Origin of the sequence: Azotobacter vinelandii CA (genome assembly GCF_000380335.1) — a bacterium.
GTDB classification, from domain to species: domain Bacteria; phylum Pseudomonadota; class Gammaproteobacteria; order Pseudomonadales; family Pseudomonadaceae; genus Azotobacter; species Azotobacter vinelandii.
The window spans coordinates 577,715-602,241 of sequence record NC_021149.1 but is presented as its reverse complement, the minus strand read 5'-3'; the positions used below and the strand labels follow the sequence as shown (position 1 = coordinate 602,241).

At 63.9% G+C, this 24,527-nt stretch carries 21 protein-coding genes and 4 tRNA genes; 2 read left to right on the top strand and 23 right to left on the bottom strand.

Annotated features, from left to right (window positions below):
* Positions 1-12: 12 nt before the first annotated feature.
* From rpoC to bioB, 23 genes are all read right to left on the bottom strand, one after another.
* Positions 13-4,212 (bottom strand): DNA-directed RNA polymerase subunit beta', encoded by a 4,200-nt coding sequence (rpoC, locus tag AVCA_RS02855; RefSeq protein ID WP_012699297.1) that lies wholly within the window; start codon positions 4,210-4,212, stop codon positions 13-15.
* Between the two features lie 65 nt (positions 4,213-4,277).
* The gene (gene rpoB / locus AVCA_RS02850) at positions 4,278-8,354 is read right to left on the bottom strand and encodes a DNA-directed RNA polymerase subunit beta (RefSeq protein WP_012699296.1); all 4,077 of its coding nucleotides are present in this window, start codon (positions 8,352-8,354) and stop codon (positions 4,278-4,280) included.
* A 214-nt stretch (positions 8,355-8,568) separates the two neighbouring features.
* Positions 8,569-8,937 carry a 50S ribosomal protein L7/L12 gene (gene rplL, locus AVCA_RS02845; RefSeq protein ID WP_012699295.1) on the bottom strand — a complete coding sequence of 123 codons (369 nt, stop codon included), beginning with the start codon at positions 8,935-8,937 and terminating at the stop codon, positions 8,569-8,571.
* 81 nt (positions 8,938-9,018) lie between these two features.
* Positions 9,019-9,519: a 50S ribosomal protein L10 gene (gene rplJ / locus AVCA_RS02840; RefSeq protein ID WP_012699294.1), complete on the bottom strand. Its 501-nt coding sequence runs from the start codon at positions 9,517-9,519 to the stop codon at positions 9,019-9,021.
* Positions 9,520-9,716: 197 nt separating this feature from the next.
* Positions 9,717-10,412: a 50S ribosomal protein L1 gene (rplA, locus tag AVCA_RS02835; RefSeq protein WP_012699293.1), complete on the bottom strand. Its 696-nt coding sequence runs from the start codon at positions 10,410-10,412 to the stop codon at positions 9,717-9,719.
* Positions 10,413-10,844, bottom strand: a complete 432-nt coding sequence (gene rplK, locus AVCA_RS02830; RefSeq protein ID WP_012699292.1) for a 50S ribosomal protein L11 — start codon at positions 10,842-10,844, stop codon at positions 10,413-10,415.
* A gap of 116 nt (positions 10,845-10,960) precedes the next feature.
* On the bottom strand, positions 10,961-11,494 hold the full coding sequence (gene nusG / locus AVCA_RS02825; protein ID WP_039806181.1) for a transcription termination/antitermination protein NusG: 534 nt from the start codon (positions 11,492-11,494) through the stop codon (positions 10,961-10,963).
* Between the two features lie 10 nt (positions 11,495-11,504).
* Positions 11,505-11,879, bottom strand: a complete 375-nt coding sequence (gene secE / locus AVCA_RS02820; protein WP_041806885.1) for a preprotein translocase subunit SecE — start codon at positions 11,877-11,879, stop codon at positions 11,505-11,507.
* A 42-nt stretch (positions 11,880-11,921) separates the two neighbouring features.
* A tRNA-Trp gene (locus AVCA_RS02815) sits at positions 11,922-11,997 on the bottom strand.
* 53 nt (positions 11,998-12,050) lie between these two features.
* Positions 12,051-13,244, bottom strand: a complete 1,194-nt coding sequence (gene tuf / locus AVCA_RS02810) for an elongation factor Tu (RefSeq protein ID WP_012699289.1) — start codon at positions 13,242-13,244, stop codon at positions 12,051-12,053.
* 67 nt (positions 13,245-13,311) lie between these two features.
* Positions 13,312-13,387: transfer RNA gene (locus AVCA_RS02805), tRNA-Thr, on the bottom strand.
* A 23-nt stretch (positions 13,388-13,410) separates the two neighbouring features.
* Positions 13,411-13,484, bottom strand: a tRNA-Gly gene (locus AVCA_RS02800).
* Between the two features lie 26 nt (positions 13,485-13,510).
* Positions 13,511-13,595, bottom strand: a tRNA-Tyr gene (locus tag AVCA_RS02795).
* A gap of 134 nt (positions 13,596-13,729) precedes the next feature.
* On the bottom strand, positions 13,730-14,401 hold the full coding sequence (locus tag AVCA_RS26655) for an SPOR domain-containing protein (RefSeq protein WP_231876202.1): 672 nt from the start codon (positions 14,399-14,401) through the stop codon (positions 13,730-13,732).
* Positions 14,402-14,409: 8 nt separating this feature from the next.
* Positions 14,410-15,165, bottom strand: coding sequence for a pantothenate kinase (locus tag AVCA_RS02785; protein WP_012699287.1), 756 nt, complete (start codon positions 15,163-15,165; stop codon positions 14,410-14,412).
* Positions 15,149-16,114 carry a bifunctional biotin--[acetyl-CoA-carboxylase] ligase/biotin operon repressor BirA gene (gene birA, locus AVCA_RS02780; RefSeq protein WP_175555932.1) on the bottom strand — a complete coding sequence of 322 codons (966 nt, stop codon included), beginning with the start codon at positions 16,112-16,114 and terminating at the stop codon, positions 15,149-15,151. Before birA ends, AVCA_RS02785 begins: the two co-directional genes overlap by 17 nt.
* 108 nt (positions 16,115-16,222) lie before the next feature.
* The gene (locus tag AVCA_RS02775) at positions 16,223-17,155 is read right to left on the bottom strand and encodes a phosphatidate cytidylyltransferase (RefSeq protein WP_012699285.1); all 933 of its coding nucleotides are present in this window, start codon (positions 17,153-17,155) and stop codon (positions 16,223-16,225) included.
* Entirely contained in the window at positions 17,155-17,847 is a 693-nt protein-coding gene (locus tag AVCA_RS02770; protein WP_012699284.1) for a lysophospholipid acyltransferase family protein, read from the bottom strand. The genes AVCA_RS02775 and AVCA_RS02770 overlap by 1 nt, the downstream gene beginning before the upstream one ends.
* A gap of 145 nt (positions 17,848-17,992) precedes the next feature.
* The gene (locus AVCA_RS02765) at positions 17,993-18,616 is read right to left on the bottom strand and encodes a CDP-alcohol phosphatidyltransferase family protein (protein WP_085930860.1); all 624 of its coding nucleotides are present in this window, start codon (positions 18,614-18,616) and stop codon (positions 17,993-17,995) included.
* An 88-nt stretch (positions 18,617-18,704) separates the two neighbouring features.
* The gene (gene bioC, locus AVCA_RS02760) at positions 18,705-19,508 is read right to left on the bottom strand and encodes a malonyl-ACP O-methyltransferase BioC (RefSeq protein WP_012699282.1); all 804 of its coding nucleotides are present in this window, start codon (positions 19,506-19,508) and stop codon (positions 18,705-18,707) included.
* Positions 19,501-20,223 (bottom strand): alpha/beta fold hydrolase, encoded by a 723-nt coding sequence (locus tag AVCA_RS02755; protein ID WP_012699281.1) that lies wholly within the window; start codon positions 20,221-20,223, stop codon positions 19,501-19,503. Before AVCA_RS02755 ends, bioC begins: the two co-directional genes overlap by 8 nt.
* Positions 20,220-21,395 (bottom strand): 8-amino-7-oxononanoate synthase, encoded by a 1,176-nt coding sequence (gene bioF / locus AVCA_RS02750; RefSeq protein ID WP_012699280.1) that lies wholly within the window; start codon positions 21,393-21,395, stop codon positions 20,220-20,222. Before bioF ends, AVCA_RS02755 begins: the two co-directional genes overlap by 4 nt.
* Positions 21,396-21,511: 116 nt before the next feature.
* Complete coding sequence (gene bioB, locus AVCA_RS02745) at positions 21,512-22,567, bottom strand: biotin synthase BioB (RefSeq protein WP_012699279.1); 1,056 nt, start codon at positions 22,565-22,567, stop codon at positions 21,512-21,514.
* Between the two features lie 101 nt (positions 22,568-22,668).
* Here bioB and AVCA_RS02740 point away from each other — a divergent pair, with 101 nt between their 5' ends.
* Both AVCA_RS02740 and AVCA_RS02735 read left to right on the top strand, forming a co-directional pair.
* Positions 22,669-23,406, top strand: a complete 738-nt coding sequence (locus tag AVCA_RS02740) for a ComF family protein (RefSeq protein ID WP_175555933.1) — start codon at positions 22,669-22,671, stop codon at positions 23,404-23,406.
* Between the two features lie 109 nt (positions 23,407-23,515).
* The gene (locus AVCA_RS02735; RefSeq protein ID WP_012699277.1) at positions 23,516-24,490 is read left to right on the top strand and encodes a serine/threonine protein kinase; all 975 of its coding nucleotides are present in this window, start codon (positions 23,516-23,518) and stop codon (positions 24,488-24,490) included.
* The last annotated feature ends 37 nt before the right edge of the window (positions 24,491-24,527 follow it).

Below are 24,527 nucleotides of genomic sequence, written 5' to 3'. Positions count from 1 at the left end.
GGGCCATATCCGTCAGTTGCCGCTGGTGTTCAGGGCTTCGGTCAGCGCTGCCTCGACCTCTTCCGCACTCACCCGTACCGGCTTCTCGGCGTCGCGCTTGCGCCGGCGCTCGCTGTGATAGGCCAGGCCGGTACCGGCCGGGATCAGCCGCCCCACCACGACGTTTTCCTTCAGGCCACGCAAGTAGTCACGCTTGCCGGTGACCGCGGCCTCGGTGAGCACACGGGTGGTTTCCTGGAAGGAAGCGGCGGAAATGAACGACTCGGTCGAAAGCGATGCCTTGGTGATACCCAGAAGGATGCGCTCGTACTTCGCCGAGAAACGATCCTCGGTCGCCAGTTGCTCGTTCTCCTCGAGCACCTGGGTCAGTTCCACCTGATCGCCCTTGATGAAGCTCGAGTCTCCCGCCTCGGTGATCTCCACCTTGCGCAGCATCTGACGGAGAATGGTCTCGATGTGCTTGTCGTTGATCTTCACACCCTGCAGGCGATAGACATCCTGGATCTCGTTGACGATGTACTTGGCCAGAGCGCTGACACCCAGCAGACGCAGAATGTCATGCGGATTGCTCGGACCATCGGAGATCACCTCGCCACGGTTCACCTGTTCGCCCTCGAAGACGTTGAGGTGGCGCCACTTCGGGATCAGTTCCTCGTACGCCTCGCTGCCATCGTTCGGCGTGATGACCAGACGGCGCTTGCCCTTGGTTTCCTTGCCGAAACTGATGGTACCGCTGACCTCCGCCAGGATCGACGGCTCCTTCGGACGGCGCGCCTCGAACAGGTCGGCAACGCGCGGCAGACCACCGGTGATGTCGCGGGTCTTCGAAGTTTCCTGAGGAATACGGGCGATCACATCGCCCACTCCCACTTCGGCACCGTCGGCCACGCCGACCAGGGCGTTGGCCGGCAGGAAATACTGGGCCGGCACGTCGGTACCCGGCAGCAACAGTTCCTTGCCGCTGGCATCGACCAGCTTGACCGCTGGACGGATGTCCTTGCCGGCAGCCGGACGGTCCTTCGGATCGATCACCTCGATGTTGGTCAGACCGGTCAGTTCGTCGGTCTGGCGCTTGATGGTGATCCCCTCCTCCATGCCGACGAAGGTCACGGTACCCTTCATCTCGGTCACGATCGGGTGAGTGTGCGGGTCCCACTTGGCAACGATGGCCCCCGGGCTGACCTTGTCGCCCTCCTTCACCGAGATCACCGCACCGTACGGCAGCTTGTAGCGCTCGCGCTCGCGACCGAAATCGTCGGCCACGGCCAGTTCGCCGGAACGGGACACGGCGACCAGCGCACCATCGCTCCGCTCGACATATTTCAGGTTGTGCAGGCGGATGTTGCCGCCGTTCTTCACCTGGACATTGTCCACGGCCGAGGTCCGGCTGGCCGCACCACCGATGTGGAAGGTCCGCATGGTCAACTGGGTGCCCGGCTCACCGATGGACTGCGCAGCGATCACGCCCACCGCCTCGCCGATGTTCACCTGATGCCCGCGCGCCAGATCGCGGCCATAGCACTTGGCGCAAATGCCGTAACGGGTCTCGCAGGTGATCGGCGAACGCACGACCACCTCGTCGATGCTGTTCATCTCGATGAACTCGACCCACTTCTCGTCGATCAGGGTTCCGGCCGGCACTATGACCTCGTCGCCACCGGGCCGGAACACATCTCTGGCAATGACCCGGCCAAGCACCCGCTCGCCGAGCGGCTCGACCACGTCGCCGCCCTCGATGTGCGGAGTCATCAGCAGCCCCTGTTCGGTACCGCAATCGATCTCGGTCACCACCAGGTCCTGGGCCACATCCACCAGGCGACGGGTGAGGTAACCGGAGTTCGCGGTCTTCAGCGCGGTATCCGCCAGGCCCTTGCGGGCGCCGTGGGTGGAGATGAAGTACTGCAGTACGTTCAGGCCCTCGCGGAAATTCGCGGTGATCGGCGTCTCGATGATCGAGCCGTCGGGCTTGGCCATCAGGCCGCGCATGCCGGCCAACTGGCGGATCTGCGCCGCGGAACCCCGCGCTCCGGAGTCCGCCATCATGTACATGGAGTTGAACGACTCCTGCTCGACCTCGTTGCCCTGGCGGTCGATGACCTTCTCCTTCGAGAGGTTGGCCATCATCGCCTTGGACACTTCGTCGTTGGCCTTCGACCACAGGTCGATCACCTTGTTGTACTTCTCGCCCTGGGTCACCAGGCCGGTGGCGTACTGGCTCTCGATCTCTTTCACTTCCTCGGTGGCGCCTTCGATGATGCGCGCCTTTTCCGTCGGAATGACGAAGTCGTTCACTCCGATGGAAACCCCCGACAGGGTCGAGAAGGCGAAACCGGTATACATCAGCTGGTCGGCGAAGATGACGGTGTCCTTCAGACCCACGGTGCGATAGCAGTGGTTGATCAGCTTGGAGATCGCCTTCTTCTTCATCGGCTGGTTGACGACGTCGAACGACAAGCCGGCCGGTACGACCTGGAACAGCAGCGCACGGCCGACGGTGGTGTCGACGATGCGGGTGTTGTGGACCAGGCTGCCGTCCTTCTGCCTGACCGTCTCGTTGATCCGCACCTTCACGCGGGCGTGCAGCGACGCCTCGCCGCCCCGGAACACCCGGTCGACCTCCTGCAGGTCGGCGAAGACGCGCCCCTCGCCCCTGGCGTTCACCGCCTCGCGGGTCATGTAGTACAGACCCAGCACCACGTCCTGCGACGGCACGATGATCGGCTCGCCGTTGGCGGGCGAGAGGATGTTGTTGGTCGACATCATCAGTGCGCGCGCCTCGAGCTGGGCCTCAAGGGTCAGCGGCACGTGCACGGCCATCTGGTCGCCGTCGAAGTCGGCGTTGTAGGCGGCACAGACCAGCGGGTGCAACTGGATCGCCTTGCCCTCGATGAGCACCGGCTCGAACGCCTGGATACCCAGGCGGTGCAGGGTCGGCGCGCGGTTGAGCAGCACGGGATGTTCGCGGATGACCTCGGCGAGCACGTCCCAGACCTCGGGCAACTCGCGCTCGACCATCTTCTTGGCCGCCTTGATGGTGGTGGCCATGCCGCGGGTTTCCAACTTGCCGAAAATGAACGGCTTGAACAGTTCCAATGCCATCTTCTTCGGCAGACCGCACTGGTGCAGGCGCAGGGTCGGCCCCACGGTGATCACCGAACGGCCGGAATAGTCGACGCGCTTGCCCAGCAGGTTCTGACGGAAACGACCCTGCTTGCCCTTGATCATGTCGGCCAGGGACTTCAGCGGGCGCTTGTTGGAGCCGGTAATGGCCCGGCCACGGCGACCGTTGTCCAGCAGGGCGTCAACCGCCTCCTGCAGCATGCGCTTCTCGTTGCGCACGATGATGTCCGGTGCGGCCAGGTCGAGCAGGCGCTTCAGGCGGTTGTTGCGGTTGATCACCCGGCGGTACAGATCGTTCAGGTCGGAGGTCGCGAAGCGGCCACCGTCCAGCGGTACCAGCGGACGCAGATCCGGCGGCAGCACCGGCAACACGGTCAGCACCATCCACTCCGGCAGGTTGCCGGAGCCCTGGAAGGCCTCCATCAGCTTCAGGCGCTTGGACAGCTTCTTGATCTTGGTTTCCGAGTTGGTCTGCGGGATTTCCTCGCGCAGGCGGCCGATCTCGTGCTCCAGGTCGATCTGGTTGAGCAGCTCGCGGACCGCCTCGGCGCCCATGCGCGCATCGAAGTCGTCACCGAACTCCTCGAGGGCCTCGAAATATTGCTCGTCGTTGAGCAACTGACCTTTCTCCAGGGTGGTCATGCCCGGATCGATCACCACATAGCTCTCGAAATAGAGCACACGCTCGATATCGCGCAGAGTCATGTCCAACAGCAGGCCGATGCGCGACGGCAGCGACTTGAGGAACCAGATATGAGCGACCGGAGAAGCCAGCTCGATATGCGCCATGCGCTCGCGGCGCACCTTGGCCAGAGCGACTTCCACCCCGCACTTCTCGCAGATCACGCCGCGATGCTTCAGTCGCTTGTACTTGCCGCACAGACACTCGTAGTCCTTCACCGGCCCGAAGATCTTGGCGCAGAACAGGCCATCGCGTTCCGGCTTGAAGGTACGGTAGTTGATGGTCTCCGGCTTTTTCACTTCGCCGAAGGACCAGGAACGGATCATCTCGGGCGAAGCCAGACCGATACGGATGGCATCGAACTCTTCGAGTTGACCCTGGTTTTTCAAGAGATTCAGCAGGTCTTTCAAAGCCTTTCCTCCTCACGAACCGGCGGTGTCCGGCCCGCGCCGGGCACCGCGCGAGCGGTGCGTGGTTATTCGGTTTCCAGTTCGATGTCGATGCCGAGCGAGCGGATTTCCTTGATCAGCACGTTGAAGGACTCGGGCATGCCGGCCTCCATCCGGTGATCGCCATCCACGATGTTCTTGTACATCTTGGTCCGCCCGTTCACGTCGTCCGATTTCACGGTGAGCATTTCCTGCAGGGTGTAGGCGGCACCGTAGGCTTCCAGCGCCCAGACCTCCATCTCCCCGAAACGCTGACCGCCGAACTGCGCCTTGCCGCCCAGCGGCTGCTGGGTAACCAGGCTGTAGGAACCGGTGGAACGCGCGTGCATCTTGTCGTCGACCAGGTGGTTCAGCTTGAGCATGTACATGTAGCCGACGGTGGTCGGGCGCTCGAACTGGTTGCCGGTCCGGCCGTCGAACAGGCGCATCTGACCGCTTTCCGGCAGGTCGGCCAGTTTCAGCATGGCCTTGATTTCGGTTTCCCTGGCACCGTCGAACACCGGCGTGGCCATCGGCACGCCGCCGCGCAGGTTGCTCGCCAGGTCGAGAATCTCGGAATCGCTCAGAGAGTCCAGATCCTCCTTCTGGCGCCCGCCGATCTCGTTGTACACCTCGCCGAGGAACTGGCGCAGTTCGGCAACCTTGCGCTGCTCCTCGAGCATCCGGTTGATCTTCTCACCCAGCCCCTTGGCGGCCAGCCCCAGGTGGGTCTCGAGGATCTGTCCGACGTTCATCCGCGACGGCACGCCCAGCGGGTTGAGAACGATGTCCACGGGGGTGCCGTTGGCATCGTAGGGCATGTCCTCGACCGGCATGATCACCGATACCACACCCTTGTTGCCGTGGCGGCCGGCCATTTTGTCGCCAGGCTGGATACGGCGCTTGATGGCCAGATAGACCTTGACGATCTTCAGCACGCCCGGTGCCAGGTCGTCGCCCTGCTGCAGCTTGCGCTTCTTGTCCTCGAACTTGTCGTCGAGCAGTTGCCGGCGGTCGGCCAGATAGGCCTGGGCCTTTTCCAACTGCTCGTTGAGCGCGTCGTCGGCCATGCGCAGCTTGAACCACTGGCCACGCTCGAGTCCGTCGAGGATTCCGTCGTCGATCTCGGTGCCCTTCTTCAGGCCCGCCCCGCCCTCGCATACGGCACCGACCAGAGCGGCCCGCAGACGCTCGAAGGTCGCCCCCTCGACGATACGGAACTCCTCGTTGAGGTCCTTGCGGATTTCGTCCAGTTGCATCCTCTCGATGGCCAAGGCACGCGAATCGCGCTCGACGCCATCGCGGGTGAACACCTGGACGTCGATGACGGTGCCCTTGGTACCGGTGGGTACGCGCAGGGAGGTGTCCTTCACGTCGCTGGCCTTCTCGCCGAAGATCGCACGCAGCAGCTTCTCTTCCGGGGTCAGCTGAGTCTCGCCCTTCGGCGTGACCTTGCCGACCAGGATGTCGCCCGCCATGACCTCGGCACCGACATAGACGATACCCGCCTCGTCCAGCTTGTTCAGCGCGGCCTCGCCGACGTTCGGGATATCCGCGGTGATTTCCTCCGGGCCGAGCTTGGTGTCGCGGGCCACGCAGGTCAGTTCCTGGATATGGATGGTGGTGAAGCGGTCTTCCTGCACCACCCGCTCGGACAGGCAGATGGAGTCCTCGAAGTTGAAGCCGTTCCAAGGCATGAAGGCCACGCGCATGTTCTGCCCGAGGGCCAGTTCGCCCATGTCGGTGGACGGGCCGTCGGCCATGATGTCGCCGCGCGCCACCTGATCGCCCTTGCTGACCAGCGGACGCTGGTTGATGCAAGTGTTCTGGTTGGAACGGGTGTACTTGGTCAGGTTGTAGATGTCCACGCCGGCTTCGCCGGTCTCGACCTCGTCGTTGTTGACCCGCACCACGATGCGGCTGGCATCGACCGAATCGATCACCCCGCCACGCCGAGCCACCACGCAGACGCCCGAGTCGCGCGCCACGTTGCGCTCCATGCCGGTACCGACCAGCGGCTTGTCGGCGCGCAGGGTCGGCACGGCCTGACGCTGCATGTTGGAACCCATGAGCGCGCGGTTGGCGTCGTCGTGTTCGAGGAAGGGAATCAGCGAGGCGGCGACGGATACCACCTGGCGCGGCGACACATCCATCAAGGTGACGTCTTCGGGTGCCTTGACGGTGAATTCGTTCAGGTGCCGGACAGCCACCAGTTCGTCGATCAGCCGCCCGTTCTCGTCCAGCGTCGCCGAAGCCTGGGCGATCACGTGATCGGCTTCCTCGATGGCGGAAAGGAACACGATCTCGTCGGTCACCTGCCCTTCCTTGACCACCCGGTACGGGCTTTCCAGGAAGCCGTACTGGTTGGTACGGGCATAGGCGGCCAGCGAGTTGATCAGGCCGATGTTCGGACCTTCAGGGGTTTCGATCGGACACACGCGGCCGTAGTGGGTCGGGTGTACGTCGCGCACCTCGAAGCCCGCGCGTTCGCGAGTCAGACCACCCGGACCGAGCGCGGAAACACGACGCTTGTGGGTGATCTCGGAGAGCGGGTTGTTCTGGTCCATGAACTGCGACAGCTGGCTGGAGCCGAAAAACTCCTTGACCGCGGCAGCCACCGGCTTGGCATTGATCAGGTCCTGGGGCATCAGGCCCTCGCTCTCCGCCATCGACAGGCGCTCCTTGACAGCGCGCTCGACGCGGACCAGGCCGACGCGGAACTGGTTCTCGGCCATTTCGCCGACGCAGCGCACACGACGGTTACCCAGGTGGTCGATGTCATCGACGATACCCTTGCCGTTGCGGATGTCCACCAGGGTCTTGAGCACGTCGACGATATCCTCGCGGCTCAGCACCCCAGCCCCCTCGATCTCCTCGCGACCGATACGGCGGTTGAACTTCATGCGGCCGACAGCAGACAGGTCGTAACGCTCGGCACTGAAGAACAGGTTGTTGAACAGGGTCTCGGCGGCATCCTTGGTCGGCGGCTCGCCCGGACGCATCATGCGATAGATCTCGACCAAGGCTTCCAGTTGATTGGTGGTCGAGTCGATCTTCAGCGTGTCGGAAATGAACGGACCGCAGTCGATGTCGTTGGTGTAGAGGGTTTCGATGCGCACCACCTGAGCCTTGGCGATCTTCACCAACAGGTCCTGGGTCAGTTCGCTGTTGCACTCGGCGATGATTTCGCCGGTGGAGGGGTGCACGATGACCTTGGCCGAAGTCCGCCCGAGGACGTATTCCAGCGGAACGTCCAGCTCCTTGATGCCGGCCTTTTCCAGTTGGTTGATATGACGGGCGGTGATGCGCCGTCCCTGTTCGACGATGACCTTGCCGGAGGCATCCTTGATGTCGAAGACAGCGATCTCGCCACGCAGGCGCTGGGGCACCAGTTCCAGGCTGAGCCCCTGCTCCGTCACGTGGAATACGTTGGTGTCATAGAAAATGTCCAGCACTTCCTCGGTGGAGTAGCCCAGTGCCCGCAGTAGCACCGAAGCCGGCAGTTTGCGGCGGCGGTCGATACGGACGAACACGGCATCCTTCGGATCGAACTCGAAGTCGAGCCAGGAGCCACGGTAGGGAATGATCCGTGCGGAATACAGCAGTTTGCCGGAGCTGTGGGTCTTGCCGCGGTCGTGGTCGAAGAACACACCCGGGGAGCGGTGCAGCTGGGAAACGATCACGCGCTCGGTACCGTTGACGATGAAGGTGCCGTTCTCGGTCATCAGGGGGATTTCCCCCATGTAGACCTCCTGCTCCTTGATGTCCTTGATCGCCTTGTTCGAGGACTCCTTGTCGAAAATGATCAGGCGAACCTTCACGCGAAGCGGTACGGCGAAGGTCACACCACGCAGCACGCACTCCTTGACGTCGAAGGCCGGCTCGCCCAGACGGTAGCCAACGTATTCCAGGGCAGCATTGCCGGAATAGCTGATGATCGGGAAAACGGACTTGAAGGCTGCATGCAAGCCAACGTCGCGGAGCTTGTCCTTGCTCACACCGGCCTGCAGGAATTCGCGATAGGAATCCAACTGGATAGCCAGGAGATAAGGCACATCCATGACGTCCGGCAACTTGCTAAAGTCCTTGCGGATACGTTTTTTCTCAGTGTATGAGTAAGCCATCAGCGTTCCCCAGCTTGGTCACCTGCTTGTTTGGCCTCTCCGAAGGGGAGCTGCCAGAAATCGTGCAGGCCGATTGCCTGCGCCACCTCTGAGGTGGTAGGTCATGGGCGGCGGCAGACAGCAAGCCACCCATAACGGAAAAAGGCCGGTGGCTCCAGCCACCAGCCATCAGCCTTACGCAAGGGCGCGCAGGCCGTAGACGCAAGATCGTCGCTTACTTGAGCTCGACTTTCGCGCCAGCTTCTTCCAGGGCCTTCTTGGCAGCCTCGGCCTCATCCTTGGAGATGCCTTCCTTGACCACGCCCGGAGCGCCGTCGACAACGGCCTTGGCCTCTTTCAGGCCCAGACCGGTCAGCTCGCGAACGACCTTGATCACGTTCACCTTCTTGTCGCCGGCCTCGGCCAGAACGACGGTGAACTCGGTCTGCTCTTCGGCGACCGGAGCAGCGGCAGCCGGGCCGGCAGCCACGGCAGCGGCAGCAGTCACGCCAAACTTCTCTTCCATCGCCTTGATCAGCTCGACGATCTGCATGACGGACATTTCGGATACGGCGTTGATGATATCTTCGTTGGTCAGAGCCATGACTCTAATTCCTATTAGAGATAGACGGCCTTTTCGCGGCCATCAAAGTTAAATATGAAATCGAAGGAAGCCGGGCGCCGATCAGGCTGCCGCGCCTTCTTTCTGGTCGCGAATTGCCGCCAGGGTACGAGCTAGCTTGCTGGTAGCGCCCTGAATCACGCTCATCAGCTGTGCAACGGCTTCGTTGTAGGTCGGCAGAGTAGCCAGTACGTCGATCTGGTTGGCTGCGAGGAACTGCCCCTCGAATGCAGCGGCCTTGATCTCGAACTTGTCCTGACCCTTGGCGAACTCCTTGAAGATCCGGGCTGCAGCGCCCGGATGTTCGTTGGAGAAGGCGATCAGGGTCGGGCCTTTGAACGCGTCGTTCAGGATCTCGAACTGAGTGCCTGCGACAGCGCGGCGGGCCAGGGTATTACGCACGACTCGCACGTACACACCAGCCTCGCGGGCCTCTTTACGGAGTCCGGTCATGGCGCCGACTGTCACGCCACGGGCATCGGCCACGACAGCGGACAGGGCAGCTTTGGCAGCCTCGTTGACTTCAGCGACGATGGCCTTCTTGTCTTCGAGTTTGATTGCCACGGGTTCACTCCTGGATGTTACCGTTTCGCCCGGCAGGGCCGGGCGGCGCTTTGGTGTCTGATTCGGTACGAATCGGGAGCACCATCTGCGTAGGCTGAAAAGGTTTAAGGCTTTCGCCGCCTACGGTCTTGGACAGCCCCCGCCAGGCAGGGACCCCAATATTCGGCGTGACGGACCGATCCGCCACGCTCAATGCATTAGGCCTCCAAGGAGGCCTGATCGATGACCAGCCCCGGCCCCATGGTCGAGCTGAGAGTCACGCGCTTGACATAGATGCCCTTGGAGGTGGACGGTTTCAGGCGCTTCAGATCGCTCAGCAGTGCTTCGACGTTCTGCTTCAGCTTGATCGGTTCGAAATCGATCTTGCCCACCGAGGCGTGGATGATGCCGTTCTTGTCGGTACGGAAACGCACCTGACCAGCCTTGGCATTCTTCACGGCAGACGCCACGTCGGGGGTCACGGTGCCTACTTTAGGGTTCGGCATCAGGCCACGCGGACCGAGAATCTGGCCCAACTGACCGACGACACGCATCGCGTCCGGAGAGGCGATGACCACGTCATAGTTCAGATCGCCACCCTTCATCTCGGCAGCCAGCTCATCCATGCCCACCCTGTCGGCGCCGGCAGCCAGAGCCGCCTCGGCGGCAGGGCCTTGGGTAAACACGGCGACGCGGACGTCCTTGCCGGTGCCATTCGGCAGCACGGTGGCACCACGCACGACCTGGTCGGACTTACGCGGGTCCACGCCCAGGTTGATGGCGATATCGACAGATTCCTTGAACTTGATGGTGGAGAGCTCCGCCAGCAGGGCCGCGGCTTCCTCGAAGCCATACTGCTTCCCGGCTTCCACTTTTGCAGCGATCGCCTTCTGGCGCTTGGTCAGCTTAGCCATTTAAACACCCTCCACATTCAGGCCCATGCTGCGTGCAGAGCCAGCGATGGTGCGTACAGCGGCTTCCAGGTCAGCGGCGGTCAGATCGGCCTGCTTGGCCTTGGCGATCTCCTCCAACTGGGCACGGTTCACGGTGCCGACCTTCTGGGTGTTCGGGCGGGAAGAACCACTGGAGATGCCAGCCGCTTTCTTCAGCAGAACAGACGCCGGGGTGCTCTTGGTTTCGAAGGTAAAACTGCGGTCGCTATAGACGGTGATGATCACCGGAGTCGGCAGGCCCGGCTCCATGCCTTGGGTCCTGGCGTTGAACGCCTTGCAGAACTCCATGATGTTGACCCCGTGCTGGCCCAGGGCAGGACCGACCGGCGGCGACGGGTTGGCCTGACCGGCCTTCACCTGCAGCTTGATATAAGCTTGAATCTTCTTAGCCATGTAAAACTCCAGTTATGGGTTCAAACGCCCAAGGGCTCCCCTGTTGCTTTCGCGATTGCCCTAGCGACGACAAAACCCCGCAGCCAGCGACTGCGGGGTATGGGCAACTTCACCAGCTACGCCTTTTCGACTTGACTGAACTCCAGCTCCACTGGTGTGGAGCGACCGAAAATGAGCACCGCCACCTGGATGCGGCTCTTTTCGTAATTGACCTCTTCGACGACTCCGTTGAAATCCGCGAAGGGGCCATCGATCACACGCACTACCTCGCCCGGCTCGAACAAGGTCTTCGGCTTCGGCCGGTCACCGCTGTCGGCCACTCGACGAAGGATAGCCTCGGCCTCCTTGTCGGTAATCGGCGCCGGCTTGTCGGCAGTACCACCGATAAAGCCCATGACACGAGGCGTATCCTTGATCAGGTGCCATGTCGCCTCGTTCATTTCCATCTGGACCAGCACGTACCCTGGAAAGAACTTGCGCTCGCTTTTCCGCTTCTGGCCGTTCCGCATCTCCACCACTTCTTCGGTGGGAACCAGAATCTCGCCGAATTGATCTTCCATCCCGGCGAGCTTGACCCGTTCGATCAGCGAGCGCATGACATGCTTTTCATAGCCCGAATAGGCATGAACGACGTACCAACGCTTAGCCACGAGTGCACCCTTACCCAACGATCACGGAGACCAGCCAGCCGAGCAGGGAGTCTAGCCCCCACAGCAGCAACGCCATCACCAGAACCACAGCCACCACGATCAACGTGGTCTGCGTAGTTTCCTGGCGGGTCGGCCAGACAACCTTGCGGATTTCGGCACGCGCTTCTTTCGCGAGAGAGAAAAAAGCCTGCCCCTGACTGGTCCTGAGCGCGACGAAAGCCGCCACAAGCCCCAAGACCAGCAATGCGATAACGCGATACAAGATGGACTCGTCGGAGTATAGCTGATTACCAACCACACCCACCGCGACCAAGGCCACCACCACGAGCCACTTCACCACATCAAAGCGAGACTCTTTAGCTTCAGCTTCAGCCTTGGCATTCATCCGAGAGACCCTATAAAGAAATGCCAGAATTCTCTTGAAATCTGGCAGGCCAGGAGGGAATCGAACCCCCAACCTGCGGTTTTGGAGACCGCCGCTCTGCCAATTGAGCTACTGGCCTGTAACTTTGACGAGGCTGACCATCTTGCCAGCCCCAGAAACAAAGATCAACGATTACTCGATGATCTTGGCCACCACACCGGCGCCGACGGTACGACCGCCTTCGCGGATGGCGAAACGCAGACCGTCTTCCATGGCGATCGGAGCGATCAGGGTGACGGTCATCTTGATGTTGTCACCCGGCATCACCATCTCGACGCCTTCCGGCAGCTCGACGTTACCGGTCACGTCGGTGGTACGGAAGTAGAACTGCGGGCGGTAGCCCTTGAAGAACGGGGTGTGACGACCACCTTCTTCCTTGGACAGCACATACACTTCGGCTTCGAACTTGGTGTGCGGCTTGATGGTGCCCGGCTTGGCCAGAACCTGGCCGCGCTCCACGTCCTCACGCTTGGTGCCGCGCAGCAGGGCGCCGATGTTCTCGCCGGCACGCCCTTCGTCGAGCAGCTTACGGAACATTTCCACGCCGGTGCAGGTGGTCTTGGTGGTCGGACGGATACCGACGATTTCCACTTCCTCGCCGACCTTGACGATGCCGCGCTCGACGCGACCGGTCACCACGGTGCCGCGGCCGGAGATCGAGAACACGTCCTCGATCGGCATCAGGAACGGCTGATCGACGGCACGCACCGGCTCCGGAATATAGGAGTCCAGGGTTTCCACCAGCTTACGCACGGCGGAGACGCCGATGCCGTTGTCGTCCTTGCCTTCCAGCGCCATCAGGGCAGAGCCGGTGATGATCGGGGTGTCGTCGCCCGGGAAGTCGTAGGTGGACAGCAGATCACGCACTTCCATCTCGACCAGTTCCAGCAGTTCGGCGTCGTCGACCATGTCGGCCTTGTTCAGGAACACGACGATGTAGGGAACGCCTACCTGGCGGGACAGCAGGATGTGCTCGCGGGTCTGCGGCATGGGGCCGTCGGCGGCCGAGCAGACCAGGATCGCGCCGTCCATCTGGGCGGCGCCGGTGATCATGTTCTTCACGTAGTCGGCATGACCGGGACAGTCGACGTGCGCGTAGTGACGGGTCGCGGAGTCGTATTCAACGTGCGAGGTGTTGATGGTGATACCGCGCGCCTTTTCTTCCGGAGCGTTGTCGATCTGATCGAAGGCACGAGCGGCGCCACCCCAGGTCTCGGCACAAACCTTGGTCAGAGCGGCCGTCAGAGTGGTCTTGCCATGGTCCACGTGACCGATGGTGCCAACGTTGACGTGCGGCTTGTTACGCTCGAACTTTTCCTTAGCCATCGAAACCACCCCGCAATAATCACACCGCCAAAATAAAGGCAGATATTTTCATATCTGCCTTGATATTTGGAGCTCATGAGCGGATTTGAACCGCTGACCTCACCCTTACCAAGGGTGTGCTCTACCAACTGAGCTACATGAGCGAAAAACCCAGCAAAAACCGAACTGGAGCGGGTAGCGGGAATCGAACCCGCATCATCAGCTTGGAAGGCTGAGGTTCTACCACTGAACTATACCCGCATAGCCGTTAGGCCAATGCAAAAATCTGGTGGAGGGGGAAGGATTCGAACCTTCGAAGTCGAAGACGTCAGATTTACAGTCTGATCCCTTTGGCCACTCGGGAACCCCTCCTAAAACCCGGCGGCATCATGCCTCGCCACCCGGTAGCCGTCAAGAGTTTTCCCTTAAAAAACTTGAGCTTAGCTCACTTGACCGCTGCTTCCCGCGATACTCGAACCAGCCATTGCCTGAAAGCGGGCGTAATTCTATTCAAGGCGAACAGGACTTGCAACCCCCTCACATTCCTTTTTCAGTTGCCGCAACCTGGGGAAGGACTGCACGAGACTATCCATGAGATGCTCGTCGAACAACCGGGCCCCCTTGGGCGCCACCCTTACCCAATAATCCTGCCGCACCTGTGGCAACTCGCGCATCGCGGGCTCGTAGCCGGCCTCCCTGAAGCGCCGAACTGCAGCTCCCGCGGGCTCGGCCCGCGAGAAAACCCCCAGCGAAATGCCGTTGGTCAGATCTCCTTGAGCGATGACATAACTGTCGATTTTCCTTGCCTGCAGCTCCTTCAACCGCTGCAAAGCTGCATGACGAGACGCCAGCGGTGGCAAGTACACCAGATAATCCTCCGCGACAATGCGCTCGAACCGCTCCAGGCCGGAAGCAATGTCGAGGCTCAGCAGCCGCTGCACGATCTGGCGCCCCCGCTCCTCGGACAATCCGCCCCACAGAAACAGACACTCGTCTTTTCCGGACCTGCCCCCGCTCAACCGCGCGGCGATCTCCGACTCACTGAGAAGCTGAATTCCCGGCCCCGCATCACGAGACGAAGAAGCAGCACTTTCATCCCCCTCCCGAAAAGCAAGACGCTCGCTCAAGACCCAATAAGAGAAATTCAATACCACCAGCAAAAGGAAAAGCCAGCGCATGCATGACCTCAGGAGGGGATGGGACAGGCGATGGCAAGCCCGGTGAAAATCAGATCCGGCACAACTTTCGCGCGAGGCAAGACATCGGCAACCAAAGAAGCGTCCCCCCCCGTCAGGAATATCTCGAAACGATCCCCCCAATACTCCTTGGCCAATTCCAACTGGGAAGCGACGAATCCCCTCAGCATCAGGACACAGCCACGCTCGACCGCCTCGGCCGTGGAACGCCCCGGAGCGAACGACCCGCCCGTCAAGTCGTTGGCGGCAACGGCATCGTAATGGATGCGCCTGGTATGCTCGCGCAATTGACGACGCAACAGCGGCAATCCGGGACAGATGAATCCCCCCCTGTGCTCGCCGTCGGCATCGACGAAATCAGCCGTGACCGCGGTTCCCAGATCCAGCACCAGACAGGCACCGGCCGAGAGTCGGTAGGCAGCGACAACGGCCATCCATCGATCGAGACCGAGCCGCTCATGATTCAAATAGCCGTTTCGCACTCCCGCCAGGCAGGATGCCGGCCGCACGGCCGACACACGAAGCCCGAACCTTTGCGCAAGAACGCTCTCAAGCCGGGCAACTTCATCGTCGCTACGCACACTGACCATGCGGCAATGGGCGAACTCATGGGACGTTCGGGCCTCGTCCAGAGCATGGACCAGTTCTTCGATCGATTCGACCACTCCACTCGAGAGCACTCGAGAGAATGCGTCGATGATTCGCCACTTTATAAAACTGTTGCCACAGTCAAGCTCGACGATCATCACGCAACCTCAGGCTGATCTCTCCACCACTGAAACGCTGCTCCACCCCGCCAACGCTCAGGCGCAGGGCCCCCACACGGTCGATCCCCAGGACCATCCCCTCGATCCGTTGCGTCCCCGAAGCCAGCATCACTTCGCGCCCCTGCCACAAGTGGTTCGACTCCCACTCTTCCTGAAACGCGGCGAACCCCAGTTCCGCATGTCGGCTCAAGTGCTCATGCAACTGCCGACTCAATACACAGACGAATTCATTTCGATCGACCATGCGCTGTAGTTCCAGTTTCATGGAAGTCCAGGGCTGTTCGATACCCTGCGCATTCGCCATATTGACGTTTACACCGACTCCCACGACGACATGGCAGACATCCGCAGGATCGCCGGTCAACTCCAGGAGAATTCCTGCAATCTTTTTTCCGCCCACCAGAATATCGTTCGGCCATTTCAAGCCGGCGTCATCGAGACCCGATGCCCGCAGCGCCCGCATCACCGCCAGGCCCACCACGAGACTCAGGCCTTCCAACTGGCGAGCCCCCTTTTGAACTCGCAGCACCAGACTCGAATAGACATTCACTCCGAACGGACTTTGCCAAATACGGCCGCGCCGCCCACGCCCGGAAGTCTGTCTCTCCGACAGGACGAGAAAAGGCGGCTCGACGCCCTTGGCTACGAGTCTGGTCGCCTCGGCGCTCGTCGAATCCACTGACTCGTAAATATGAAAGGGCCAGATATCGGACAACCCCTTGTCACGCAGTACCGCATCGTTCAATAAAACCAATGGACTGGCCAACTGATAACCCCGCCCCCGCACCCGGTTCAACGCTATCCCCAGCTCGGACTCCAGCCGCTGCACCTGTTTCCAGACGGCATTCCGACTGATGCACAATGCATCGCCAATTGCCTGCCCGGAATGAAAACGACCATCTTGAAGGAGCCTCAACAAAGTCAGCATTCCATGCTCCGTATCAATATGACGCATGACGCCGGCATCATAGCGGCCTCCCTCCCGAAACCCCAGCACCCCTGCCGGAGCGCCACAGAAGCAAACAGCACCTCGCCATCACCCCCATCCCCATCTCAACACATGAAAGAACACCGGCGCCGCAAAGCACACCGAATCCAGCCGGTCGAGCATGCCGCCATGCCCTTCGATCATGTGGCCCCAATCCTTCACGCCGCGGTCGCGCTTGATGGCGGACATGACCAGCCCGCCGAAGAAACCGAGCAGCGTGACGGTCAGGGCGATGGCGAACGCCTGCCAGAGGTCGAACGGGGTGATCCAGTGGAGTGCGGTACCGGCCAGGGTGGCGAGAGCGATGCCGCCGGCGAAGCCTTCGACGGTCTTGGACGGCGACAGGCGCGGAGCGATCCTGCGCTTGCCGAAGAGCTTGCCGCAGACGTACTGCAGCACGTCGGAGAGTTGTACCACCAGCACCAGCCAGGCGATCAGCAACAGGTTGCGCCCCTCGTACCCCGGGATATCGAGGTTCAGCAGGGCCGGCACGTGGGAGATACAGAACACCGCGATCATGGTGCCCCACTGCACCTTGGCCGCGCGTTCGAGAAAGGCGCCGGTATCGCCACCGAGGGCGGCGAGAATCGGCAGCAGGAGGAAGACATAGACCGGGATGAAGATCGAGAACAACCCGTACCAGTCCACCGCGACCAACAGGTACTGCAGCGGCAGCACCAGATAGAAGGCCGCCGCCAGCGCCGGGTAATCGCTGCCGCGGGTCGGGGTCAGGGTGATGAACTCGCGCAGGGCGAAAAAGGATACGGCGCCGAACAGCAGGATCACCGCGCCGTGGCCGAGCCAGAAGGCGATGCCGAGCAGCGCGACCATCACCCACCAGGCGTTGATCCGCGCGTTGAGGTTGTCGATCAGCGGATCGGGGACGCCCCGGCGGCGCCACTGGAGGACGAAGCCGATCAGCGAGGCCAGCGCCAGCAGGGCGCCGATGCCGACGAACAGGAAGAGGGTATCGGCTTGCATCAGGCGGCCTCCACGGCCAGGTTCAGCAGGGCTTCGCGGGCGCGGGCGAGGAACTCCTCCTTGCGCTCGCCGGAGTCGAGGCTCAGGGGCGCGCCGAAGGTCACCGTACACAGCAGCGGCAATGGCAGTACGCGGCCCTTGGGCATCACCCGATTGAGGTTGGCGATCCACACCGGAACCAGCTCGACCTGCGGGCAGTCACGGGCGAGGCGGTAGAGGCCGCTTCTGAACGGCAGCAGCCCCTCTGCGGGATTGCGCGTGCCCTCGGGAAAAAGGATCAGCGAGTCGCCGCCGGCCAGGGCATCGAGCAACGGCTGCAGCGGATTGCTGTGCCGATCGCGCAGTTCGCGGTCGACCAGCACGCCGTGGAATACCCGCTGGATCAGGAAACGGCGCAGCCGGTCGCGCAGCCAGTAGTCGGCGCCGGCTACCGGACGGGTACGCATACGCAGCGCCGGCGGCAGCGACGACCAGAGCAGAACGAAATCGGCATGGCTGCTGTGATTGGCGAAATAGACGCGCTGCCTCGCCTCCGGCGCGCAACCGCGCCACAGGCTGCGCGCGCCGGTGAGCAGGCGGGCGAAGCCGATGATCGGCCAGGCCAGCAGGCGCTGCGTCCACGAGGAGCATGGCCGCGGCACGGAAGTGCCGGGCGATTCTTCGCCGGGCGGGGGAGTCTGCGAGTCGTTCATCGGATCGTTCCTTGCTGGCGATATGCACGTAGAGAAGGGGCGTCGGCGATGCGCCACCCAGCCCGTTCCCTCGACCCCGGCCTCCTCGCGCCCCTGTATTCCCGCAGTCGTCTCCCGCATGCGGACGAAGGGAGCCTCAAGCCGCTCAGGCCGGAGGATGGTTCCGCCCGGCCTCGGCGAGGCCCTGGCGCACGCGGTTGGCCAGGGTCCAGAGCAGCAGCGCGGCGATCAGCACGAGCAGGCCGTCGATCCAGGCGCCGGGCAGCAGGCCGCTGGCGACGCCCACGCCGAGCAGGCCGAAACAGAAGGCCCGATCGCTCTTGCCCATCGGCCCGTCGTAGCGTCGCGTGGCGCCGGCCAGCGGTCCCATGACCCCGGCGTATTCGACGACCAGCGCGAGCAGGGCCGCCAGCACCACCCATAGGGGCGTAACCCCCGGCAGCAGCGCGAAAGGCAGGATGAGCGCGCTGTCGGCGATCACATCGCACAATTCGTTGAGGTAGGCACCGAGGCGCGACTGCTGGCCGAACTCGCGGGCGAGCATGCCGTCGATGGCGTTCAGCGCCATGCGCAGGAACATCCACAGCGGAATCAGGGCGAACAGCCGGGCATGTTCGGCGAAAGCGGCGACCAACGCGCCCAGAAGCACGGAAACCACGGCGGCGGCGAGGGTCACCTGGTTGGCAGTGACGCCACACGCCTGGAGGCGCCGCACGAGAGGGCGCAGCAGGTTCTGGAAGCGCGGCTTGAGCTGGTAGATGGAAGGCATGGGCAGGGTCCGTCGCCGGGCGTACTGGCAGAAGAGTAGCGCACGATAGCCGCCGCGCCCGCCCGGCATCCGTGCTGCACGGCATGGCTTATTCGAGGCGCCGGCGCAGCACGCCGTAGACCGGCAGCCAGGTGGCCGGCAGCCCCGCGGGCGTACGCAGACGCTCGTAGGCCTCGACCAGCGCCAGCAGCCGCGCGCGGCCGGTGAGACCGTCCGGACGGCCGGGGTTGAGGTTGTGCGCACCGAGCGCCTTGAGTTCGTGAGTCAGTTGGCGCAGGTCGCGGTAGTACAGCAGCCGCGTCTCCATGTGCAAGTCGAGAATGTCGAGACCGCTGTCGGCGCACAGTTGCCGGTAATCCCTGAAACGGCGGAAGCGGTTGACATGGACGAAGCCGTCGACCGCCTGCCAACTATCGTGCAACTCCTGCAGGGTGCCGACACACAGGCTGCTGAAAGCGAAGACGCCGCCCGGACGCAGCACCCGGTGCGCCTCGCCGAGCACCGCGGCGAAGTCGCCGCACCATTGCAGCGCCAGGCTGGAGAACAGCAGATCCTGGCTGGCTCCGGCCAGCGGCAGACACTCGGCGTCGCCGCAGACGAAGTGCGCCGCACCGCCGCGCGGCCGGGCGTGGCGCAGCATGCCTTCGGCGAGATCCAGCGCCATGCCCTGCCCGGCGGGAAAACGTTCGGCCAATGCCTGGGAGAAATGACCGGTACCGCTCCCCAGGTCGACCCAGCGCTGCGCGCGCATGGCGGCCGGCAAGCGAGCTAGCAATTCGGCGCCGACCGCGCGCTGCAGCCCGGCCACGCCGTCGTAGCTGGCCGCGGCGCGGGAGAAGGAGGCGGCGATCCGGCGCTTGTCCGGCAGCACGTTCGGGTTGGCGTCAGTCATCGCCGGCCTCGCGGATGAAAGCGGCCAGGCGCGCGGCCAGTGCCTGCGGCCGTTCGAGGACGAAGGCATGGCCGGTCCCGGCGACGCGCTCGACCACACCGCGCGACAGCAAGGCCTGGAGAGGCTCGGCCGCCGCCACCGGGACCAAGGCGTCGGCCTCGGCCAGCAGGTGCAGTTGCAGGCCGGCGAAGGCCACCAGCGCCGCCCGGTTGTCCAGCGCGGCGAGTACCTCGAGGCCGGCGAGCCGCTGCGCCGTTTCTTCTGCCGGGATGCCCTGGTTGAGCTGGCGCGACAGGCTGCGGGCCTCGGTGCAACCCTGGCAGCAGAGCAGCGCGAAGCGCTTGAGAATGGCAACGCTGTCCTGCGCGCAGCCGTTGCGGAAAACGGCGAAGATGTCCGGGGGCATCGCGTGCGGCCAGTCCGCGCCGGCGACGAAACGGGCATTGCTGGCCAGCGTCAGCAGCCCGCGGCAACCTTCGCCGCGCCGCGCCGCCAACGCCGTGGCGAGCATGCCGCCGAGCGACCAGCCGCCGAGCCAGGCACCCTGCGGCAAACGGGCGTCCAGTTCGGCGAGCCAGGCCTCGGGATCGCTCTCGTCCAGTGCCGGCAGCCCGGCCAGTCCGACATCCAAGCCCCGCTCGCGCAAGGCGCCTGCCAGCGGCTCCAGGGCAGCCCGGCCTAGGCCCCAGCCGGGCAACAGGATCAGCCGAGTCATGCGTCTTCCTCCGCAGGCAACAGGGCCTGGCATTCGCCCAGCGCGGCGAGTAGACAGTCGACCTGCTCTTCGGTGTGGGCGGCGGAAAGGGTCACTCGCAGCCGCGCGGTGCCGGCCGGCACGGTCGGCGGACGGATGGCGCCAACCAGGAAACCGCGCTCGCGCAACAGACGGGAGAACTCCACGGCACGGGCGCTGGCGCCGATCAGCAGCGGCTGGATCGGCGTCGGGCTGTCCATCAACTCCAGGCCCAGTTCGACGGCGCCGGCACGGAAGCGGGCGATCAGGCGGGTCAGGTGCTCGCGGCGCCAACCCTCGGTGCGCAGCAGTTCGAGACTCTTCAAGGTGGCGCAGGCCAGCGCTGGCGGCTGGCTGGTGGTGTAAATGTAGGGGCGGGCGAACTGGATCAGCGTCTCGATCAGTTCCTCACTACCGGCGACGAAGGCCCCGGCGGTGCCGAAGGCCTTGCCCAGGGTACCGACCAGCACCGGCACATCCTCCGGCCCCAGGCCGAAATGCTCGACGATACCGCCACCGTGAGCGCCCAGCGGACCGAAGCCGTGGGCGTCGTCGACCATGACCCAGGCGCCCTTCTCCCTTGCCGCGGCGCAGAGCGCCGGCAGGTTCGCCAGGTCGCCGTCCATGCTGAACACACCATCGGTGACCACCAGAGTGTTGCCCGTCGCCTTGTCTAGACGACCGACGAGGCTCGCCGGATCGTTGTGCAGATAGCGCGAAAAGCGCGCTCCGGAGAGCAGCCCGGCATCCAGCAGCGAAGCGTGATTGAGGCGGTCCTCCAGCACGCTGTCGCCCTGCCCCACCAGCGCCGTCACCGCCGCCAGGTTGGCCATGTAGCCGGTGGAGAACAACAGCGCGCGCGGGCGGCCGGTGAATTCGGCGAGCGCCTCCTCCAGCCGGTGATGCGGCGTGCCGTGGCCGACGACCAGGTGCGAGGCGCCACCGCCGACGCCCCAGTGCGCGGCGCCGTCCTGCAGGGCGCGGACCACCTCGGGATGATTGGCCAGCCCCAAGTAGTCGTTGGAGCAGAAGGCCAGCAGCGTCCGTCCGTCGACGAGCACCTCCGGTCCCTGGGGACTTTCCAGCAGCGGGCGCTGGCGGTAGAGGTGCTCGGCGCGGCGGGCGGCGAGGCGAGCGGCGAGATCGAAGCTCATTGGACTATCCGCAGGAGTAAGGGACGGTGGATAACCGCAAGCGGGTTATCCACCCTACGAACAGGTTTCGACCTGCGTAGGGTGGATGGCGCTTTATCCATCCAGCAAGCGAAGGATCAGGCCGAGGTGGCGTCGTAGAACAGCGCGCTGTTCTTCTGCTCGATCAACGCCTGCTCGATGGCCGCTTGGTGCACCTCGTCGGCATGTTCCTCGCGCTCCTCCGGCCGGATGCCGAGGCGGGCGAACAGGCGCATGTCCTTCTCCGCCTCCGGGTTGCCGGTGGTCAGCAGGCGCTCGCCGTAGAAGATCGAGTTGGCGCCGGCGAAGAAGGCCAGGGCCTGCATCTGCTCGTTCATCTCGGAACGGCCGGCGGACAGGCGCACATGGGATCGGGGCATCATGATCCGCGCCACGGCGAGGGTGCGGATGAAGTCGAAGGGATCGACGTCCTCGGCGTTCTCCAGGGGAGTGCCCTTGACCTTGACCAGCATGTTGATCGGCACCGACTCCGGGTGCTCCGGCAGGTTGGCCAACTGGATCAGCAGGCCGGCGCGGTCGTCGAGGGACTCGCCCATGCCGAGGATGCCGCCGGAGCAGATCTTCATCCCCGCCTCGCGCACGTGGGCCAGGGTTTCCAGGCGCTCGGCGTAGGTGCGGGTGGTGACGATGTTGCCGTAGAACTCCGGCGAGGTGTCCAGGTTGTGGTTGTAATAGTCGAGGCCGGCCTCGGCCAGCGCCCGGGTCTGCTCGCGGCTCAGGGTGCCCAGGGTCATGCAGGTTTCGAGGCCCAGGGCCTTCACGCCCTTGACCATCTCCAGCACGTAGGGCATGTCCTTGGCCGAGGGGTGCTTCCAGGCGGCGCCCATGCAGAAGCGGGTGGAACCGATGGCCTTGGCCTCGGCGGCGGCCCGGATGACCTTCTGCACCTCCATCAGCTTGGCCTTGTCCAGCCCGGTGTTGTGATGGCCGGACTGCGAGCAGTACTTGCAGTCCTCCGGGCAGGCGCCGGTCTTGATCGACAACAGGGTCGACACCTGCACGCGGTTGGGGTCGAAATGCTGGCGATGTACCGCATGCGCCTGGAACAGCAGATCGTTGAACGGCAGTTCGAACAGCGCCCGGACCTCGTCGAGGGTCCAGTCGTGACGCAGGGAGGCGGCGGAGGCACTCATGGATTCTTCCTTGCAAGAAGGGCCCGAGCGGACGGGCAGGTCGGGGGCCACGACCTGCTAGAGTGCGTGGCGCCATGGCGGCATAAGTTTAGGGAAGCCCGATGTACTGTCAACCACGCTCGTTGAGACAGGTTTACAACTGGATAAAAAATAATCAATCCTGCCTGCTCTGCGACGAGCCGGCGGAAACCGGCCTGCCGCTGTGCGCCAGTTGCGAAGCCGAACTGCCCTGGCTCGGCGCGCACTGCGCGATCTGCGCCCTGCCGCTGCCGGCTGCGGACCTAGTCTGCGGCGCCTGCCAGAAGCGGCCGCCGGCCTTCGACCGGGTGGAAGCGCCCTGGCGCTACGCCTTCCCCGTCGACACCCTGATCGCCCGCTTCAAGCACCAGGCGCGCTGGCCGCTGGGCCGGCTGCTCGGCGAACTGCTCGCCCGCCACCTGCAACATGCCTATGCCGAGGGCCTGCCGCGTCCCGACGGCCTGCTGCCGGTGCCGCTGGCGCAAGGTCGGCTGCGTCGGCGCGGCTTCAACCAGGCGCACATGCTCGCCCGCTGGCTGGGCCGGCCCCTGGAGCTGTCGGTGGAGGAGCACCTGCTGTTGCGCCTGCACGATACCCCGGCGCAGCAGGAGCTGGATGCCATCGCGCGCCGGCGCAACCTGCGCGGCGCCTTCGCCCTGGCCGACCCCGCGGCCGTCGCCGGCCGCCACCTGGCGCTGGTCGACGACGTACTGACCACCGGCGCCACCGTCGAAGCGCTGGCCCGCCTGCTGCGCGCGGCCGGCGCAGCGCGGGTCGACGTCTACTGCCTGGCGCGCACGCCGAAGGCGGACGGCCGCTGATCCCTTGCGGGAGGCTGCCGGCGATCCATCCTCAAGGCCAGTCGCCATGCCCCGATACAGCTCTCCCCTGCAACCGCTAAACTGAGGACCATAGTCCTTGGAGTGCCCCATGAGCCATCCCTTCGATTCTCTCACCCCCGATCTGGTCCTCGACGCCGTGGAAAGCCTCGGCTACCTCAGCGACGCTCGCGTACTGGCGCTGAACAGCTACGAGAACCGCGTCTATCAGGTCGGCATCGAAGGCGGCGAACCGCTGATCGCCAAGTTCTACCGGCCGCAACGCTGGAGCGACGCGGCGATCCGCGAGGAACACGCCTTCAGCCTGGAACTGGCCGACTGCGAGGTACCGGTGGTGGCGCCGCTGTCCAGAGACGGCGAAACCCTGTTCGAGCACAGCGGCTTCCGCTTCGCCCTGTTCCCCCGGCGCGGCGGCCGGGCGCCGGAGCCCGGCAACCTGGACCAGTTGTACCGCCTCGGTGGCCTGCTCGGCCGCCTGCACGCGGTGGGCGCGAGCCGGCCCTTCGAACACCGCGAGGAACTGACGGTGGCCAACTTCGGTCACGACTCGCTGAGCACCCTGCTCGACGGCGGCTTCGTCCCGAAAAGCCTGCTGCCGGCCTACGAGTCGGTGGCCCGCGACCTGCTGGCGCGCCTCGACGCGTTGTTCGGCGCGACGACCTACCGGACGATCCGCATCCACGGCGATTGCCACCCGGGCAACCTGCTGTGCCGCGACGAAACCTTCCATATCGTCGACCTGGACGACTGCCGCATGGGCCCGGCGGTGCAGGACCTGTGGATGATGCTCGCCGGCGATCGCCAGGAACGCCTCGCCCAGCTCGCCGAACTGATGGACGGCTACCAGGAGTTCCACGACTTCGACCCGCGCCAGTTGGCGCTGATCGAGGGCCTGCGCGCCCTGCGCCTGATCCACTACAGCGCCTGGCTGGCCCGGCGCTGGGACGACCCGGCGTTCCCGCCAAGCTTTCCCTGGTTCGGCACCGAACGCTACTGGGGCGAGCAGATCCTCACCCTGCGCGAGCAGCGGGCGGCGCTGGACGAGGAACCGTTGCGGCTGTTCTGAGTAACCGTCTTCGGAGCCAAGCGCTGTGAAGCGAGTT

What these genes read in the sequence shown, in the direction of transcription:
- rpoB (WP_012699296.1), bottom strand. Translation starts at nt 8,354, where the DNA reads ATGGCTTACTCATACACTGAGAAAAAACGTATCCGCAAGGACTTTAGC.
- rplL (WP_012699295.1), bottom strand. Translation starts at nt 8,937, where the DNA reads ATGGCTCTGACCAACGAAGATATCATCAACGCCGTATCCGAAATGTCC.
- rplA (WP_012699293.1), bottom strand. Translation starts at nt 10,412, where the DNA reads ATGGCTAAGCTGACCAAGCGCCAGAAGGCGATCGCTGCAAAAGTGGAA.
- rplK (WP_012699292.1), bottom strand. Translation starts at nt 10,844, where the DNA reads ATGGCTAAGAAGATTCAAGCTTATATCAAGCTGCAGGTGAAGGCCGGT.
- secE (WP_041806885.1), bottom strand. Translation starts at nt 11,879, where the DNA reads ATGAATGCCAAGGCTGAAGCTGAAGCTAAAGAGTCTCGCTTTGATGTG.
- tuf (WP_012699289.1), bottom strand. Translation starts at nt 13,244, where the DNA reads ATGGCTAAGGAAAAGTTCGAGCGTAACAAGCCGCACGTCAACGTTGGC.
- AVCA_RS26655 (WP_231876202.1), bottom strand. Translation starts at nt 14,401, where the DNA reads ATGCGCTGGCTTTTCCTTTTGCTGGTGGTATTGAATTTCTCTTATTGG.
- AVCA_RS02785 (WP_012699287.1), bottom strand. Translation starts at nt 15,165, where the DNA reads ATGATCGTCGAGCTTGACTGTGGCAACAGTTTTATAAAGTGGCGAATC.
- birA (WP_175555932.1), bottom strand. Translation starts at nt 16,114, where the DNA reads ATGCTGACTTTGTTGAGGCTCCTTCAAGATGGTCGTTTTCATTCCGGG.
- AVCA_RS02775 (WP_012699285.1), bottom strand. Translation starts at nt 17,155, where the DNA reads ATGCAAGCCGATACCCTCTTCCTGTTCGTCGGCATCGGCGCCCTGCTG.
- AVCA_RS02770 (WP_012699284.1), bottom strand. Translation starts at nt 17,847, where the DNA reads ATGAACGACTCGCAGACTCCCCCGCCCGGCGAAGAATCGCCCGGCACT.
- AVCA_RS02765 (WP_085930860.1), bottom strand. Translation starts at nt 18,616, where the DNA reads ATGCCTTCCATCTACCAGCTCAAGCCGCGCTTCCAGAACCTGCTGCGC.
- bioC (WP_012699282.1), bottom strand. Translation starts at nt 19,508, where the DNA reads ATGACTGACGCCAACCCGAACGTGCTGCCGGACAAGCGCCGGATCGCC.
- AVCA_RS02755 (WP_012699281.1), bottom strand. Translation starts at nt 20,223, where the DNA reads ATGACTCGGCTGATCCTGTTGCCCGGCTGGGGCCTAGGCCGGGCTGCC.
- bioF (WP_012699280.1), bottom strand. Translation starts at nt 21,395, where the DNA reads ATGAGCTTCGATCTCGCCGCTCGCCTCGCCGCCCGCCGCGCCGAGCAC.
- bioB (WP_012699279.1), bottom strand. Translation starts at nt 22,567, where the DNA reads ATGAGTGCCTCCGCCGCCTCCCTGCGTCACGACTGGACCCTCGACGAG.
- AVCA_RS02740 (WP_175555933.1), top strand. Translation starts at nt 22,669, where the DNA reads ATGTACTGTCAACCACGCTCGTTGAGACAGGTTTACAACTGGATAAAA.
- AVCA_RS02735 (WP_012699277.1), top strand. Translation starts at nt 23,516, where the DNA reads ATGAGCCATCCCTTCGATTCTCTCACCCCCGATCTGGTCCTCGACGCC.